Consider the following 16,952-nt stretch of genomic DNA (forward strand, 5'->3'; position numbering starts at 1 on the left):
CCTTAGTGACCGTATGTGCGAGGTTTGGTGTAGTAGTCAATCAGTGGAACACACATGTTGGCTAACAATACAGCAAACGCCACGCCATCAGGGAAACCACCCCAACTGCGGATGATAAAGACTAAACCGCCGATCAGAGCGCCAAACACTAAGCGACCTTTGACTGTCGTGGATGCTGAAACTGGGTCGGTTGCAATAAAGAATGCACCAAGCATAGTCGCGCCAGACAGAAGGTGAATGGTTGGAGAAGCGGTTTCACCAGGAGTGAGCACTAAGAACACTAAGCTAAACAGAGTAAGACCGCCGATGAAAGCCACAGGGATATACCATTGAATAACACGTTGCTTAATCAGCACTAAACCGCCGATTAGGTAAGCAAGGTTTACCCACTCCCAGCCTACGCCAGCTAACCAACTAAATTGAGGTTGAGATAGTGCTTCTGAGGCAGTATTGCCTGCCGTTAATGCCGTTTTGAATGCATCAAGCGGCGTCGCCATTGTGGTGCCATCAATGCCAAGGCGTGCTTGTTGCAGAGACAAACCTTCGTTATTGAAGCCAGTAAAGATCATCAAGAATGAGTCAATAAAGCTTGTTGCTTCTGCTGTCAGGCTCGCGGGAGCATTCCAACTGGTCATTTGAACTGGGAATGAAATCAGCAAAACAACGTAAGCGACCATCGCAGGGTTAAATGGGTTCTGCCCTAGGCCGCCGTATAAGTGTTTCGCGATAATAATAGCGAAGAACATACCAATGACGAGGATCCACCACGGAGAGTGTGGGGGAATCGCGACACTCAGTAGCCAAGCGGTTACAACAGCACTGTAATCACGCAGTGCCATTACTGGCGGGCGTTTTCTCAATAGCATGACGGCTGCTTCAAAGGTAACAGCAAGTGCAATAGCAAATACTAACTGGATGAGGGTACCCCATCCAAAGAAGTAGGTTTGAGCTAGTAGACCTGGCAATGCACAAATAGCCACCCATTTCATTAGATCTGGGGTGCTTCTACGGCTATGCGCGTGCGGTGAGCTGGCGATAAAGAAGGCCACTACTCTTTCTCCTCATTGTTCTTTTTATCTAGCTCTTGCTGGGCTTTTTTCGCTTTAGCACGAGCGATAGCTGCAGCAACAGCAGCTTTCTTCGGATCGACCTGTTCAGATTGAGTATCAGTTTCTACTTCAACTACTGGTTCAGATGTTTCTGCTTGCTTAGCTTGCTGTGCTTTTTTTGCTTTAGCACGGGCTATAGCGGCAGCAACGGCGTCTTTCTTAGCATCGCCAGAACTTCCAGCTTCAGTTTCAACTGCAGGTTCAGGAGCTTCGGTTGTTTCTTGTGTCGCTTGCTGTGCTTTCTTAGCCTTAGCGCGAGCGATGGCCGCAGCAACAGCAGCTTTCTTAGGGTCGACTTGCTCCGATTGAGTCTCGGTTTCAACTTCAACCACTGGTTCAGATGTTTCTGCTTGCTTCGCTTGCTGGGCTTTTTTGGCTTTAGCACGAGCGATAGCGGCAGTAACAGCATCTTTCTTGGCATCGCCGGATTTTTCAGCAGGAGCTTCAGCAGCAGATTCAGCTTGTTGAGCTTTCTTGGCTTTAGCACGAGCAATGGCCGCAGCGACAGCATCTTTCTTAGCATCGCCAGAGCTTTCAACAGGAGCATCCGAAGCAGATTCCGCTTGCTGTGCTTTCTTCGCTTTAGCGCGAGCAATCGCAGCAGCAACGGCGTCTTTCTTCGTATCGCCTGAGCTTTCTGCAGGAGTATCGGCTGCTGCTTGTTGTGCCTTGCGCTCTCTCGCTTGACGCTTGCGCTCTTCACGCAGTTTAGACATTTCAGAGTTGTCTGGTTCAGCGCCTTCCGCTTTTTGAGCTGCAGCTTGTTTCGCTTTTGCCTTCGCAATAGCGGCAGCAACCGCAGGTTTCACTGCTGGTTCTTCATTCGGAGCCTGATCCGCAGCGGATTTTTGTGCTTTAACACGAGCAATCGCAGCAGCAATAGCATCATCACCGCCGGATGTTTTCATATCTTTACGGCGGTTATCTGCGGCTTTTTTAAAGCGGTTTTCACGTTCGGCTTTATCACGCTCCATACGAGCGTTCTTCTCTTCAAAACGAATCTTGGCGCGTTCTGCAGCAGCGGCTTCATCTTTTCGAGTTTTGATTTCTGCTTTCGCTTGGCGATAGTACTGAACAAGAGGGATTTCACTTGGGCAGACAAACGCACAAGCACCGCATTCAATACAGTCTTTAATATTCAGCTCTTCACACTTATCCAACTCGTTAGCTTTGGCATGCCATTGCAGTTGTTGAGGAAGTAGAGACGCAGGGCAAGCTTCAGCACATGCGCTGCAACGGATACATTCCATCTCGTAAGTGCTTGGTGAGATCTCACGACGCGTTGGCGCTAAAATACAGTTCGACGTTTTAGTGATTGGCACATTGGCATGCGGCAAGGTAAAGCCCATCATCGGGCCGCCCAAAATTAAACGCGGCAGTTTTTTATCTGCTTTGTAGCCAAACTCTTCAAGTAACTCATGTACTGGTGTGCCTAATAGCGCCCAAACGTTACGAGGTTGCTTAAAGGTTTTACCGGTTAATGTCACAACGCGGTTAACCACAGGTTCGCCGTCAATTACCGCTCGCTTAATCGAGTAAAGAGAGCCGACGTTCTGAACCAAAACACCAATGTCTGCAGGAATGCCGCCAGCTGGAACCTCTTTGTTGGTGAGGATCTTGATAAGTTGCTTCTCACCACCAGAAGGGTATTTGGTTGGGATAACGCGAATGACGATATCTTTGTCTTTCGCTGCAATCTCAAGTGCTTTTATCGCATCTGGTTTGTTGTCTTCAATGCCGATAACCGTCAGCTTTGGTTGAAGAATGTGTTCAACCACTTCGATGCCTTTTAATACTTCGTCGGCATGTTCTTGAAGCAACTTGTCATCAGAGGTGATGTAAGGTTCACATTCCGCAGCGTTGACGATCAAAATGTCGGTACGACCTAAGCCTGATTGAAGCTTCTTAGCCGTAGGGAAACCTGCGCCGCCCATGCCTGAAATACCAGCTTGGCGAATCACATCAAGCAGTTCGTCAGAAGTCTTTGTCGAAAAATCTTCAACTGGATTTTTTTCAATCCAAGTGTCTAGGCCATCAGGTTTAATAACCACGCATATTTCGCTCAAGCCTGAAGGGTGAGCGGTAGTTCGCGGTTCGATAGCGGTAATCACACCCGATGTTGGTGCGTGTACTGGCAAAGTAAAACCTGTGTCTAAGGCCGTAAGTTGCTGACCTTTTAACACAGTGTCGCCAGCAGCAACCAATAGGTTCCCCGGCTTACCGATGTGCTGTTTCACAGGAAGAACGATTTCTTCTGGAAGCCTTGCATGGACGATATCAGTAGTATTCGACTGTTTCTTGTTTTCAGCAGGGTGCACGCCACCAGGGAAGTTCCAAATAGAGCCCGTGCGAATTTGTTCAATTAAAGAGATCATACTAACCCTATGCTTTAGGCTCTGACGCAGTCGCATCAGTCGCTTGGTTAGTGATATCAGTAACAGGGATGATGTTCATCTGCCATTTCCAATTTTCAGTCGTTGTTGCCACTGGAATCATTTCAATACAGTCAGTAGGGCACGGTGCGACACATAGATCACAACCTGTACATTCATCTTTAATTACTGTGTGCAGTGCCTTGGTGCCACCAACAATGGCGTCAACAGGGCAGGCTTGAATACACTTGGTACAGCCGATACACATATCTTCGTGAATGAAGGCAACGGTTTTTACTTTGTTATCTAAGTCATGAGCGGAGTCTTCAACTTCTACGCCCATTAAATCTGCTAGCTTCTCAATAGTTGCTTGGCCGCCCGGAGGACATTTGTTGATCTTGTCTCCGTTAGCGATCGCCTCTGCGTATGGGCGACAGCCAGGGTAGCCACACTGGCCACATTGAGTTTGCGGTAAAATGGTGTCGATTTGATCGACGATAGGATCAGCTTCAACTTTAAAACGGATAGAAGCAAAGCCCAAAATAGCGCCAAAAACAGCGGCTAAAACGGCTAGCGCAATGATCGCAATTAAAATGGTACTCATGTTTATTTCACCAACCCAGTAAAGCCCATGAATGCCAGAGACATTAGGCCTGCTGTGATCATCGCAATCGATGCGCCTTTGAATGGCATTGGAACATCAGCAACCGCAATACGTTCACGCATTGCAGCAAATAAGATCAATACAAGAGAGAAACCCACCGCTGCGCCGAAACCATAGATGATCGACTGAATGAAGTTGTGGTTTTCATTGATGTTCAGAAGTGCCACACCTAATACCGCACAGTTGGTGGTGATAAGAGGCAGAAAGATACCCAGCAGGCGATAAAGAGTCGGGCTGGTTTTGTGAACGACCATTTCCGTAAATTGAACAACCACCGCGATAACCAAGATGAAACTCATGGTACGCAGGTATTCAATACCCAGAGGGGTAAGGATGTAGGTTTCTACTAGGTATGCAGAGACCGACGCTAACGTTAGAACGAAAGTCGTCGCGAGGCCCATGCCAATCGCAGTCTCCAGTTTCTTGGAGACTCCCATAAATGGACATAGTCCTAAAAACTTCACTAGCACAAAGTTATTGACCAGCACTGTGCCAACCAACAACAAAAGGTATTCGGTCATAATGGATTAATTCTTGAGATTCCGATCCCGATATTATCCTGCTTTGCTCACCTAATAACAACCAAGGATCACTAGGGATTTAGACACTTGGTGAAAAAATCAACGGGTAACCGTTTGATTAAGATGGATCAGGTTAAGTATAGGTGGGTATTTGCGGGGAATGAAAAATAAGATTAACTCAATGATAACTCATCGAATCAATCCTATTTTCTTTGTTGTAAAAAGTGTCGAGGAACGAAATGACTTAGTCTTTATGAACCTGAGCTTTCTCAATTAATGTTTCGAACAGAGGCTCTGCGCACCAAAATTGGCATAAATAGCTTATGTTCCGTGTGTTCTTTTGGCTCGTCACTTGCGAGTTGCAGAGAGAGCTTAACCGCTTGATTAGCCATGACTTGAATTGGGTAACGAATGGTGGTCAATCGAGGGTAGATGAAGCGAGCAATGTGGCCGTCATCAAACCCAATAACTGATATATCTTCTGGAATACGAACGCCATTTTCTTGTAATAACGCCAAACAGCCTGCTGCCATGTAGTCGTTATACGTTGCAATGGCTGTGATATCTGTGTTTTTTGCCATTAAGTTAACCATGGCTTGCTCACCGCCTAGCTCGTCAGGTTCACCATATTCGATGTACTCATCGTTCGATTCAATACCGTGATCTTTCAATGCATCCAAATAGCCACCTAAGCGGTCGTGAGCATCTTCAATATCGTGACTCGAGCAGATGTAGCCAATGTGCTTGTGGCCGTTTTTAATCAAATACTCAGTCGCGATGTAAGAGCCGCGGCGGTTGTCGAGAGCAATACAGCGGTGTTCGATATCGGGAACAATTCGGTTGATGAGAACTAAGCCGGGCACTTCATTGGCTAGCTTAACCAATTCTTCGTCGCTAATGCCTTTGCTATGAACCACGAGTGATTCGCAGCGGCTGTTGATCAGCAAGTTAATCGCATTACGCTCTTTGGTCGCGTCATGGTAGCCGCTGCCAATCAGTAGCTGCTTTTCTTGCTCACTTGCCACGGTATCAATGGCTTTGATCATCGAGCCGAAGAACGGGGCAGAAACATCATTAACCAGTACACCAATCGCGTTTGAAGATTTGCTGACCAATGCACGGGCGTTGGCATTTGGGCGATAGCCGAGTTTTTCCATAGCGGCTTTTACCGCCGCAATTGCGGTTTCACTGGTGTGAGGTGCATTGTTGATTACTCGAGAGGTGGTCGCGATTGATACGCCTGCTTCCTTCGCAACATCTTTAATGGTAGCCATTCCGCTCTCTTATTCTGAATATAATGCTGTGTGCTGGTGGTTGGACATTTAACAACGGATAGTTAGGCAATTCAAATATTAAACATCAAATATGACGAGGTTTGATGGTTTATTTTTGATTGGCTGACTAGTTTGAAAATAATAAGCCAAGCTCTAGATTTGAGCTTGGTTTTTGAGTCACATTGGCGTGTGGACTGCTGTCGTGTGAGCTGTTGTCGCGTGAAGTAAGGTAATCACAGGTAACCCAAAGTAATAGGGGAACCAAGTGGCTTAGAGCAAGCCGCTTGGTCCGAATCTACTTACGATGCGCTTGTTAGCGTAACCTGATAACGATATTGATTGTCGGTGAGTTGAAACTCTTGGTGAACACTTGGACTCCAAGAATCATCACCACCAACACCCATATGTTGGTGATCTACGCGTACATAGATTTTCTCTTCACGAGTCAGGTCATTGGTATGCTTAGCATCCGTTAATTGTTGCTGGCTGTACTGACTCACACTGAATGAAAAATCGCCTTCGATCCCGATATTTCCTACATTCAAGTTTTTGGTTCCGCAACGTAACCCGCTATCGGTTGGGAATATATACGGCGTATGCATCTGACCCAGTGTCTGTTTGTGTAAACCGAATCGAGCAGCAGCCAAACGGTCTGGATAGTTTTCAAAAGGACCTAATCCCAGCCACGATACTGGAGTTTCATTGGCAGTTTCGAGTGGTAAAGGTAGCTCCATCTCAAGACCAATGCGTGGCATCGGTGGTAAGTGATCGGCTAAGTTGACATCAACCGCGATATTCATTTCGCCTAGGTTATTTAAGGTGTATTGCCATTTGGTAATCGCTTGGATTTGGCCATTAAATTGGTAGGCGAATACTGACGCCACTTGTACTGAGTCTGCGAGCGCTTGCACGACACAACTTGTACACTGACGCTCCCATTGACCAATGCCTGCAAGTTCCCAGCGACAAGCCCATGCATTTGGGTCGATGTTGTCTATCTCACTGATACCAATGTCGTTATCAAGTGGCGCGCGATAGAAGTTATCGACAGGTGCCTTGATAACTTGCGGTTGCCCATCAACGATCCAGTGGGTCAACAATCCACTCTCTGTATCCCATTGCCATTGATGTGTTTCATCTAGGCTAGACACGACCACTTTATTGTCTTGCTGATGTAACTGGGGAGCCAAAGCATTTGCCGTGATCGGGAGTTGCAAGCCAGCATGGTTACGTAAAGCAAATTGCTCCGTCGCACAAACATGGCCTTCCCCTGCCCACTTGGTTGAATGAGTCAGAGTAATATCGGTGTTGAGATGATATTCGGCTTGTGCTTTTGGTGTGAAAGCGAGGTCAATTACCAGCTCTTGTTTACTATCTTCAGCAACGGATAAGACTTGTTGCCCTGATTGAATCACGATGCCATTTTCGAGCAATCGCCAGCGTAAGATTTCATTGTCAGTCGCTCGGAACAGGTTTTCATTGGTTACCGTTAAGCGGCATTGATCTTCAGTTTGCTCTGCTAACGTCACATTGATCATTCTCTGGCAGTATTTCGCCTCTTCCAAGGTCGGGTGTACGCTGCGATCTGGGAAGATCAAACCGTTGATGCAGAACTGACGGTCGTTGATGACATCGCCAAAGTCTCCACCGTAGGCCCAGAAGTGTTCACCGTTTTCATCCCATTGGCTTAGTCCTTGGTCAACCCAATCCCAGATGAAACCGCCTTGTAGGCGAGGATATTCTCGGAATGCATCCCAGTAATCATTAAAGCTACCCAAACTGTTACCCATTGCGTGTGCGTATTCACAAAGAATAAGCGGGCGTTGCTCGTTAGGCAGAGAAACCCATTTCTTGATAGACCATTTTGGAACGGCATCGTCTTCGATAGTGCTGTTAACGCGTGCGTACATTGGCGCAATGATATCGGTCGCTGTGGTATTTGAACCACCGCCTTCATACTGTACCGGGCGAGAAGGATCGTACTGTTTCGACCAAGCATACATCGCATTGTGGCTGCTGCCGTGCCCTGACTCGTTGCCCAAAGACCAGATGATGATAGAAGGGTGGTTCTTATCACGCATGACCATTTGCGTATAGCGACTCATATAAGCGTGTGCCCATTGCGGATCCGCAGACAAGCGATTCATAGGCTGCATGCCATGGGTCTCGATGTTCGCTTCATCACACACATATAAACCGTATTCGTCACACAGCTCGTACCATCGTGGGTGGTTAGGGTAGTGAGCGGTGCGCACAGCATTGAAGTTGTACTGCTTCATTAGACAGATATCGCGGATCATGTCTTCTTCTGTCATCACATGCCCCAACTCTGGGTGATGCTCATGACGGTTGACGCCGCGAATCAATAGCGGTTTGCCGTTTAGCTTTAGCTGACCGTCTGTCATTTCGACTTTACGGAATCCAACTTGATAAGCTTCACTTTCTATGTGGTTACCTTGCCTATCAAGCAATGACACGACAATTCGGTAAAGGTTAGGAACTTCTGCGCTCCATTTCTTCGGATCTCGAACATGAAGAGTTTGGAATACCACATCATCGTAGGTGCCACGCTCGTCAATTCGTCGATTATGAGGGCGATCGATAAGCGGTTCAGTCACCGCGTTTTCACCGTCAAACAGTTGAACCTGAACTTGGTAAGTGTCTGGTGCCGTAATTTTGGTGACAATAGACAGTGAACCATCGCGATAGCATGCGTCTAAGTCCGGCGTAACGAACACATCTTCAATGCACTGCTTTGGTTTAGCTAGTAAGGTCACATCACGGAAAATACCGCTTAGCCACCACATATCTTGGTCTTCTAAATAGCTACCATCACACCAACGTATCACCATGACAGAAAGCGTATTGTCGCCAACCGTTAGATACTGAGTTAAGTCGAACTCGGCAGGTAAGCGGCTATCTTGGCTGTAACCAACCCAATTGCCATTACACCAAAGATGAAAAGCGGAATTGACGCCATCAAAGATAATACGTTGGGTGTTCTTTAGGTCATTTTTAGTCAACGTAATTTGAGTGCGGTAACAACCGGTTGGGTTTTCTGCCGGTACAAACGGTGGGTTCACTTCAAATGGGTATTTTACGTTGGCGTAGATAGGTTTATCGTAGCCTTGCATTTGCCAGTTCGATGGTACGGTAATCTCGTCCCATTGTGAGTCATTGAAACTTGTTTCGATAAATTCACCGTCAACTTGTTCAGGTGCATCAAAGTATTTGAACTTCCATTGTCCATTAAGAGATTTACGTTGTGACTCAATGCCGTCTCGAGCGTGCTTAAGGTTGCGGTAGCTTGATAATGGGCTGTGCGCATTAAGGCAGTGGATATTCACAGACTGTGGGTTTTCCCAATCGCGTCTTTGGATGATGTTTGAAAATGCCTTCATGGTATTCCTACTCTTAAAGTGTTCAATATGGGTAATAATTCTATTAAGTCATCGGTCTTTTAAGCCGTGATGACCGTTATCAAATCGTTGGTTATGCGTATTGTTCTGTTGGCTTATTCAGCTATTCAGCGAGCTGTTTTAATAAATAATCTTTTGCTTCGGGTATGCCCTGTTCGGCCGCTTGATTAGCAATAAATGCAGCTTGTTTGATGTCATTGTTGTTTAGGGCTTGGTCAATGTCTTTTTGGATATTCAGCCATTGCGCCTTTTGATTGGTTTCAATTGTCTGATTTGATGGTTGAGAAACTTGCTTTGAACCTAAGGTTTCGGGTTCATTGTCGGATGAAACACCAAGCTCAGCCAATAGAGTCAAAACCGCACTGTTTGTTGATTTGCTCGCCGTAACATCAATGACACCTACGTAGCTCAACGTCGCAGTCAACGGCAGTTGCTTATTGCCAATAACCTGCTGAGATTCTGAATACAGATCTTCAGGATGAATTCGATTGATGGCGCTATCTAACTTAGTGCTATCGGCGCTGACCACAATAAATTGCGCGTTGTCTCGTTGAGGTTCGAGTGCAATTGATGCTTCAATTCTTTCTAACCCTTGCATCGTTGTCGGGTAGTAAGTGAAGTCGTTAGTACTGTATTGACCAAGCAGTCGCCATTGTTTGTCAAAGACATAAATAGACGGTGCGAATAGCGCATCATTTTTAATGTATGAACGAATGAGCAAGGACAGCGATTCTGTCGTGTCACTGATTTGGTACGCGATGGTCGGAAAGCGTTGGCTATCCGCTTGTGTATTGTCATTTAACAATGAAGAGGAAAGGGTCGGTAAATGACCGTCCATAATCACTTGTTGGTGGAATGGAACAGACAATTGCGTCATTGGCAGCGCACTTAGCTGAGAGCAGCATGCACTCTCATTGAAATCAGTATTAAGTTCCTTTTCAGGTATTCCGCTGCATGCGCTAACTGTGAGTGCCGCGACAATGATCACCAATGATTTTAATTTCATCTGATTGCTACCTTAGTAAAGGGGAAAACATCGGCTTTCCCCGTTAAATTGCTATTCCAGTGTTGAGCGTCAATTCGTTGATTGAACAGACGCTCGGGTGTGGTGGTTTACCACCAAGTTTCTACGTTGAAACCAAAGGTAATTTCATCGACGGTCTCTGCATTGATGCTCGTCGCCGTGCCATACACTTCGTTACCACGGTCCCATTCGTTGTTGGATTCAGAGTACGTCGCAAAAATACGAATAGATGGACGAGCCCATACCCCTTTTCCAGCTTGGAACATTTGAGCCACGGTCACTTTATACATATCGTTGGTGCCCGAGCCGTTTTGAGCTTCTACCGTTTCGTAACCCACCTCTAATGCTGTCGACATGTAATCTGTCCAAGCATATTGAGGACGAGCTCCGACACTGAACCACTTCTCACCATCGTTGTTATCTAGGTTTTTGTCTTGATAAGCGATGGAGTACATCACTTGAACATCTTCACTGATATTCAAGTCACCGTGGTTAAATAGGCGCCAGCTAGAACCATCGTGTTCCACACCCGTGCTGTATTTTCTGTTTGATCCACCTTCAGCACTCATTAATCCACCTGCCAACGCATCGGTACCATATTGGAAGGCCAAGGTGTTTGAACCGTAGTTCCAAGCTTGACGGTAAAGAGCAGAGAGCATTGCGCCAGAAGTAGTAATGTCTTTATCGTCGTAGCTTGAGTTCTGCGTGGTTACGTAGTTTAGGCCGAGTGTTAGGTCTGCTGTTTCACTTAGCTCAATGCCACTTAAGCGGGCATCGATGTTATGAAGGCTGCGTCCATCGTCACTTGAAGAGTTTGGTGCCATCCAAGCTAAGTGAGCATCAGCAAAGCCGAGATCCCAATCTTCAATACCAAGACCGGTGCTGGATGTATCCCAGTACTTCACATCTATCATGTGGACTTCGTGGCGACGGTAAAAACGTTCACCTGCCCAAATTTTTGCGTTGGGTTGGCCGTCGATAAGCCCATGGCCTGCTGACCAAAGCTGAATCGTACTCACGTCTCCCCAGCTATCTCCACTGCCTAGATAAATCGTGGTGTCAAAATAGGCGTCATTGTCACGCCATACATCGGCTTTCACTCCCGCTTCCCACCAATTTAGTTCATTACCTAAACGGTAGTTACCGTAACCTTGGCCCGCTCGAATAACGTCGTTGCGTTCTCCTTTGCCGTCGTTATGTTGGTCATTATCGGTGTAGATGTTTCCCCATTTTGCATAACCAAAATACGTTACGTTCTCCACTGCAGCGAAGCTGACTAATGGGGCGAGGGACAGAGTGAATCCTAATGCTTTGACTAGCATTTTTTGTTTCATGAAGTGTCTCCATTATTTTTTATTTATGGATATTTTTATGTTTGAGTCCTAACTCGAGCGAGAGTGTAAATAAACTCTGGAAACGTTTTCATGATGAAGTTGGCATTTTTATGCTATTGATGGGTTTGTGATTATTTTGTGTGATTTTGATCTGATTATTGGGCTTGTATAGGTGTTTTTACGCTAGGTTTTGTGATTTTAAAGTGGAATCGTTTTCTTTACTCAGTGCTATGTGGTGGTTTAGAGGGAGTGATTATGCTGTTGGTTGTCTTGGAATTTGAGGTGAAGCGGGTTTGAGGTACTTTGAGTGTCGGGTTGTTCGAGGGCTTTGAGGAAAAGCAGCCCAGTTAATGATAACTGGGCTCGTGAGACAAGGAAGTAAGTATCAAAGCAAATGCAGCAGCAAGGCTACAAGCATCGTGTTCTGTACCGTCAAGCTGGAATGTAAAAGTTAGGACCCAGAGAGACACTTCATAGATGTACTCGAAGATCTAAGAATACGAGTGTGATGTGATCAGTTCAAGAGGAAATGTATTTTAGCCTATGTGTTAATGGGAACTTTGATTTAATATACTGAATTTAAAAGATTAAATTGCCATTAATTATCGTTTTATATTGCTTTATTTAGAGTGGAAAGTTCAATTCTACCTAGAGGTAGGCAATATGAGATGGAATGGTGGTCAATCTAAATCTTTGAATTAGGAGCTATTTACCAAAGTTATCAGTCTTGAATATTTGCTGGAAACGTTTTCATGATTTCGAGTTTGATCACAGAAACTCTGGGCTTAATAATTATGATACGGGGTAATTAAACGCGTTAAGGTTAAAAAAATGACGAATAAATCCCTAATTGATATTACCGGTCAACACTCGCAACTGATTGTAGAACTTGGCGATTTTGCCGAAATTCTTCATTGGGGAGCTCCCGTTCGTGGTGATTTAGCTAGCTTCCGTGTTTCTCTTGAAAGACCGGTTCCATACGGCCGCCTTGATAATGATGTTGCTATGTCTCTGAGCCCAGAGCTCGGGCGCGGTGTTTTCAGCAGTCCGGCATTAGAAGGGCACCGAGACGGATTGGACTGGGCGCCTGTTTTCTCTATTACGGATGTTCAACAAACACCATCTAGCCTAATCATTGAGAGTGAAGATATACGTGCAGGCTTACGTTTAACAACCGAGTTATGCCTCGATAAACATGATGTTGTGAAATCTCGTCACACCTTAACCAACGTTAAAGCCGGCCTTTATCAGGTGAACCGTCTCGCCAATACTTTGCCATTACCAGCAAGAGCTAATGAGTTGATGACGTACTACGGCCGCTGGGTACATGAGTTCCAAACGGTGCGTCAACCCTTACAGCAAGGGGGCTATCAGCAAGAAAATCGTCGCGGAAGAACGTCTCATGAACATTATCCAGCGATGGTTGTCGGTACCGCTAACTTTAATGAAATGGCAGGTGATGTGTGGGGGATTCACTTCGCTTGGAGTGGTAACCACAGACTGCGCGCGGATGTAAAAGCAGACGGTCGTCGCTACGTGCAAGCGGAAGTTATTTATCTACCGGGTGAGATTACATTGGATGAAGGTGAAAGCTTAACGACACCTTGGTTATATGCCAGTTTCAGTTCGGAAGGCTTAAATGGAATGAGCCATCAGTTCCACTCCCATGTGCGTTGTTCCATCTTGCCGGAGTCTTTCGCACAAAAGCCTCGACCTATCCATCTTAATACTTGGGAAGGCATCTATTTTGACCATGATCCTGATTATATTATGTCGATGGCTAGCCAAGCCGCGGATATGGGAGTAGAGCGTTTTATCATTGACGATGGCTGGTTCAAAGGGCGCTGCGGAGACAAGGCTGCGCTAGGGGATTGGTTCTTAGATGAAGAAAAATACCCAAATGGTTTAGATCCGATAGTTGAGCACGTTAATCAGTTGGGTATGGAGTTTGGATTGTGGTTCGAACCTGAGATGATCAATAAGGATTCTGACTTATACCGAGCCCATCCAGACTGGTTGCTTGCGGTTGACGGCTATGACCAACCAACGGGTCGTAATCAATATGTTATCGATCTTCAGAATCAACAAGCATTCGACTTTTTGTTTGAGCGTCTTGACCACTTCTTAAGTCAGTACAACATTGCTTACATTAAGTGGGATATGAACCGAGAAGTTGTACAACCTGCGCATCTAGGCAGGGCTGCGGCTCATCAACAAACCGCTCGTTATTATGAGTTGGTCGATAAAGTCCGAGAGAAGCACCCAATGGTTGATATTGAATCGTGTGCGGCTGGTGGTGGTCGTATCGATTTTGAGGTTCTTAAGCGTACGCAACGTTTTTGGGCGTCTGATAACAATGACGCGCTGGAAAGACAAACGATTCAGCGTGGGATGAGTTACTTCTTCCCCCCTGAGGTAATGGGAAGCCATATTGGTGCGAGCCACTGCCACAGCACTCGTCGTCGTCATAGTATTGAGTTTCGTGGTCTAACAGCACTGTTTGGTCATATGGGGATTGAATTAGATCCTGTGAAAGAAGTGCAAGAAGAGAAGCAGGGCTTTGAACACTACATCAAGCTACATAAGATGCTGCGCCCGTTACTGCATAGCGGGAGAACTTGGCGAGTTCCAACGGACGATAGTGCCCATCAAATCCATGCGGTCGTCTCCGAAGATGTGTCAGAAGCTGTGGTGATGATTGCACAGCTTGCGATGCCAACCAATTCATTGAGTGGTCATTTGCGTATACCTGGGCTAGATCCACAAAGTTTATACAAGGTATCTGTGATTGATAAACCGTCAAATTACGATGATATTGTGAATTATCAACCGCCATGGACAGAGTCTTGCTGTGAATTATCAGGTGCTTGGTGTGCCGAGGTGGGGCTGACGATGCCAATACTTGACGCAGAAACAGCGATGCTGATTAAGTTTGAACGTATCGAGTAAGTTTTAGCATAGGCTTTATATTTGATGAACCGCGTAGGTGAAATTACGCGGTTTTTTATTGCCTTTAATAAGCCGTCATGAACTATCAAATCAATTTGATGTGCCCGTATAGATTGGAGAACTGTAGGTATTCCCAGCGTGATACTGTACTTATGTAATCGTTCTCATGCGTTACTTCACACAATGAACTGTTTTGAGCACTTTAATTAGCGATATTCTCTATCAATTCGAGGGTTTTATTGTTCGATCTCTCACTTTGGATATTTGACTGAAAACGTTTCCATGGAGTGGTTGTTGATCACAGTATCTGTTCGTTGGAATGGTTACATTAGCATCGGACTTGATACTTGAGTGTTTTAAGAAGCGACCACAGAGTGGCTCTAAAACAGAACTTGAGTGGATAAATTATTATAAATAAAAGGTAAGCGTTTCAACGTCTGTTAGGAGATGAAGTTACGCGCCTGAAGGAAATACTATGTCTGATCAAATTACTCTACAAACCAAATTATCGTATGGACTTGGGGCTTTAGGTAAAGACTTTGCCTGTGCTCCAATCTACATCTTCTTAATGTTTTACTTCACCGATGTTGCTGGGCTGTCAGCGGCATTTGTGGGTACTATCTTTTTGGCCGCGCGCATTGTCGACGCGGTGACCGACCCAATGATGGGCGTTATCGTTGATAACACACGCTCTAAGTTTGGTAAATTCCGTCCTTGGATAGTGATTGGAACCCTGTTAAATGCTGTAGTGCTTGTTGGTCTTTTTAGTACGCATATGTTTGAAGGCACTACGTTATACATTTATGCAGCGGCTGCTTATATTCTGTGGGGCCTTACGTACACTATTATGGACATTCCATATTGGTCTTTGATTCCTGCACTATCGAGCTCTCGTCAAGAACGTGAAAAGTTGGTTGTTTGGCCACGATTATTTGCTAGCTTGGCGTGGTTTATTACGGGTACTTACGGGCTACATATTGTCGGTAAACTGGGTGACGGCGACCAAGGACAAGGTTTCTTCAACGTTGCTATGTTGATTGCTGTGCTGTTCGTGATGAGTGCATTCTTGATTGCTCGCAACGTAAAAGAAAAATCGGCACCAGCAAATGCGAAACCAGCTGAGCGTTTCAGCTTTAAAGATGTAATGGTTATCATTGGTAAGAATGACCAACTAAAAGCACTTATTGGTACCGTATTGTCGTTCCAAATAGCAAACTTGTTGGTGGGTGGTTTTGCGATTTACTACTTCTCTTACGCTTTAGGCAACGCTGACTTGTTCCCCGTTTATATGATGGTGGCAGGTATCGCTGAAGTTGCAGGCGTATTCTTGTTCCCTCGTATTGCATCAGTGTTACCACGCAAACACCTATGGGTTATCGCTTGTGGCTTCCCAGTGCTGTCTTGTACCACTCTACTTATCATGGGCTTTATCGCTCCAGGTAACGCGATTCTAATCGGTATCGCAGGTGCTGCTATCAAGTTTGGTGTGGGTATCGCTAACGCACTGCAAACTGTAATGCTTGCCGATGTTGTTGATTACGGTGAACACAAAACGGGTCGTCGCAGTGAGAGTGTTATCTTCTCTGTTCAAACTATGCTTGTTAAGTTTGCAGGCGCGGCTGGTGGTTTTATTGTTGGTATGGGCTTGTCTGTGGTGGGTTATGTACCAAACGTGGAACAGTCTGACAGCACTATCATGGGACTGCAGTTTATGATGGTAGGTTTACCAGCGATTCTAATGACGGTAAGTGCTCTTGTTTATAAGCGCTACTACCACCTGCATGAAGGATTTGATCAAGACCAAGCCGGTAAAGAGACTCAGACAAATGTTGTTACAGCAGAAGCATAACCGCTAAACGACGTCTAATCTAGAATAAAGCTCAGTTTAGTCACTAAGCCCAAACGCCTCCTTGTGAGGCGTTTTTTTATGGATGTGAGTTAATCAAAGCTGTGCCTGTAGGGCTTTTGTTTCGACTAAAACGCAAAAAGCCGCATCGAATGATGCGGCTTCTTTAAATTTGGCTCCCCTTGCAAGACTTGAACTTGCGACATACGGATTAACAGTCCGCCGTTCTACCAACTGAACTAAAGGGGAATTGCTTGTTAGCGACGCGAATTCTAATAATTGTCCGGATTTCTGTCAATAAAAAATATCAGAAAAAAGTAAGATAAAAAACTTTACTTTCTTGAACGCCTTATAGGATTTAGCTTTGCTTTAGTTATCCACCAAAATTGTGGATAAGTGTGTGTGTGAAACTTTAACAACAATAATTGGGATAAATCGAA

The 16,952-nt window shown here is 45.5% G+C and carries 10 protein-coding genes and 1 tRNA gene; 2 read left to right on the plus strand and 9 right to left on the minus strand.

The window, feature by feature from the left end; all coding sequences use genetic code 11:
• Positions 1–2 precede the first annotated feature (2 nt).
• From rsxD to AB4274_RS01170, 8 genes are all read right to left on the minus strand, one after another.
• On the minus strand, positions 3–1,049 hold the full coding sequence (gene rsxD / locus AB4274_RS01135; RefSeq protein ID WP_372110611.1) for an electron transport complex subunit RsxD: 1,047 nt from the start codon (positions 1,047–1,049) through the stop codon (positions 3–5).
• Positions 1,049–3,484 (minus strand): electron transport complex subunit RsxC, encoded by a 2,436-nt coding sequence (gene rsxC / locus AB4274_RS01140; RefSeq protein WP_372110613.1) that lies wholly within the window; start codon positions 3,482–3,484, stop codon positions 1,049–1,051. The genes rsxD and rsxC overlap by 1 nt, the downstream gene beginning before the upstream one ends.
• A 7-nt stretch (positions 3,485–3,491) precedes the next feature.
• Positions 3,492–4,085: an electron transport complex subunit RsxB gene (gene rsxB / locus AB4274_RS01145; RefSeq protein ID WP_004734040.1), complete on the minus strand. Its 594-nt coding sequence runs from the start codon at positions 4,083–4,085 to the stop codon at positions 3,492–3,494.
• A 2-nt stretch (positions 4,086–4,087) separates the two neighbouring features.
• A complete protein-coding gene (rsxA, locus tag AB4274_RS01150; RefSeq protein WP_004734039.1) occupies positions 4,088–4,666 on the minus strand; it encodes an electron transport complex subunit RsxA in 579 nt (192 codons plus the stop codon).
• Positions 4,667–4,935: 269 nt separating this feature from the next.
• A complete protein-coding gene (locus AB4274_RS01155) occupies positions 4,936–5,940 on the minus strand; it encodes a substrate-binding domain-containing protein (RefSeq protein WP_136973536.1) in 1,005 nt (334 codons plus the stop codon).
• A 299-nt stretch (positions 5,941–6,239) separates the two neighbouring features.
• Positions 6,240–9,341: a beta-galactosidase gene (locus AB4274_RS01160; protein ID WP_372110615.1), complete on the minus strand. Its 3,102-nt coding sequence runs from the start codon at positions 9,339–9,341 to the stop codon at positions 6,240–6,242.
• 121 nt (positions 9,342–9,462) lie between these two features.
• Positions 9,463–10,365: a MalM family protein gene (locus tag AB4274_RS01165; RefSeq protein ID WP_372110616.1), complete on the minus strand. Its 903-nt coding sequence runs from the start codon at positions 10,363–10,365 to the stop codon at positions 9,463–9,465.
• 107 nt (positions 10,366–10,472) lie between these two features.
• On the minus strand, positions 10,473–11,717 hold the full coding sequence (locus AB4274_RS01170) for a carbohydrate porin (RefSeq protein WP_136973539.1): 1,245 nt from the start codon (positions 11,715–11,717) through the stop codon (positions 10,473–10,475).
• A gap of 831 nt (positions 11,718–12,548) precedes the next feature.
• Between AB4274_RS01170 and AB4274_RS01175 the strand changes: the two genes are divergently transcribed.
• Together AB4274_RS01175 and melB are read left to right on the plus strand one after the other, a co-directional pair.
• Positions 12,549–14,666: an alpha-galactosidase gene (locus AB4274_RS01175; protein ID WP_102321133.1), complete on the plus strand. Its 2,118-nt coding sequence runs from the start codon at positions 12,549–12,551 to the stop codon at positions 14,664–14,666.
• Positions 14,667–15,141: 475 nt separating this feature from the next.
• A complete protein-coding gene (gene melB, locus AB4274_RS01180) occupies positions 15,142–16,515 on the plus strand; it encodes a melibiose:sodium transporter MelB (RefSeq protein WP_102394332.1) in 1,374 nt (457 codons plus the stop codon).
• A gap of 170 nt (positions 16,516–16,685) precedes the next feature.
• Here melB and AB4274_RS01185 read toward each other — a convergent pair.
• Positions 16,686–16,761 (minus strand) — tRNA-Asn (locus tag AB4274_RS01185).
• Between the last annotated feature and the right edge of the window lie 191 nt (positions 16,762–16,952).

The organism is Vibrio sp. 10N.261.55.A10 (assembly GCF_041470825.1).
Classification (GTDB): domain Bacteria; phylum Pseudomonadota; class Gammaproteobacteria; order Enterobacterales; family Vibrionaceae; genus Vibrio; species Vibrio crassostreae_C.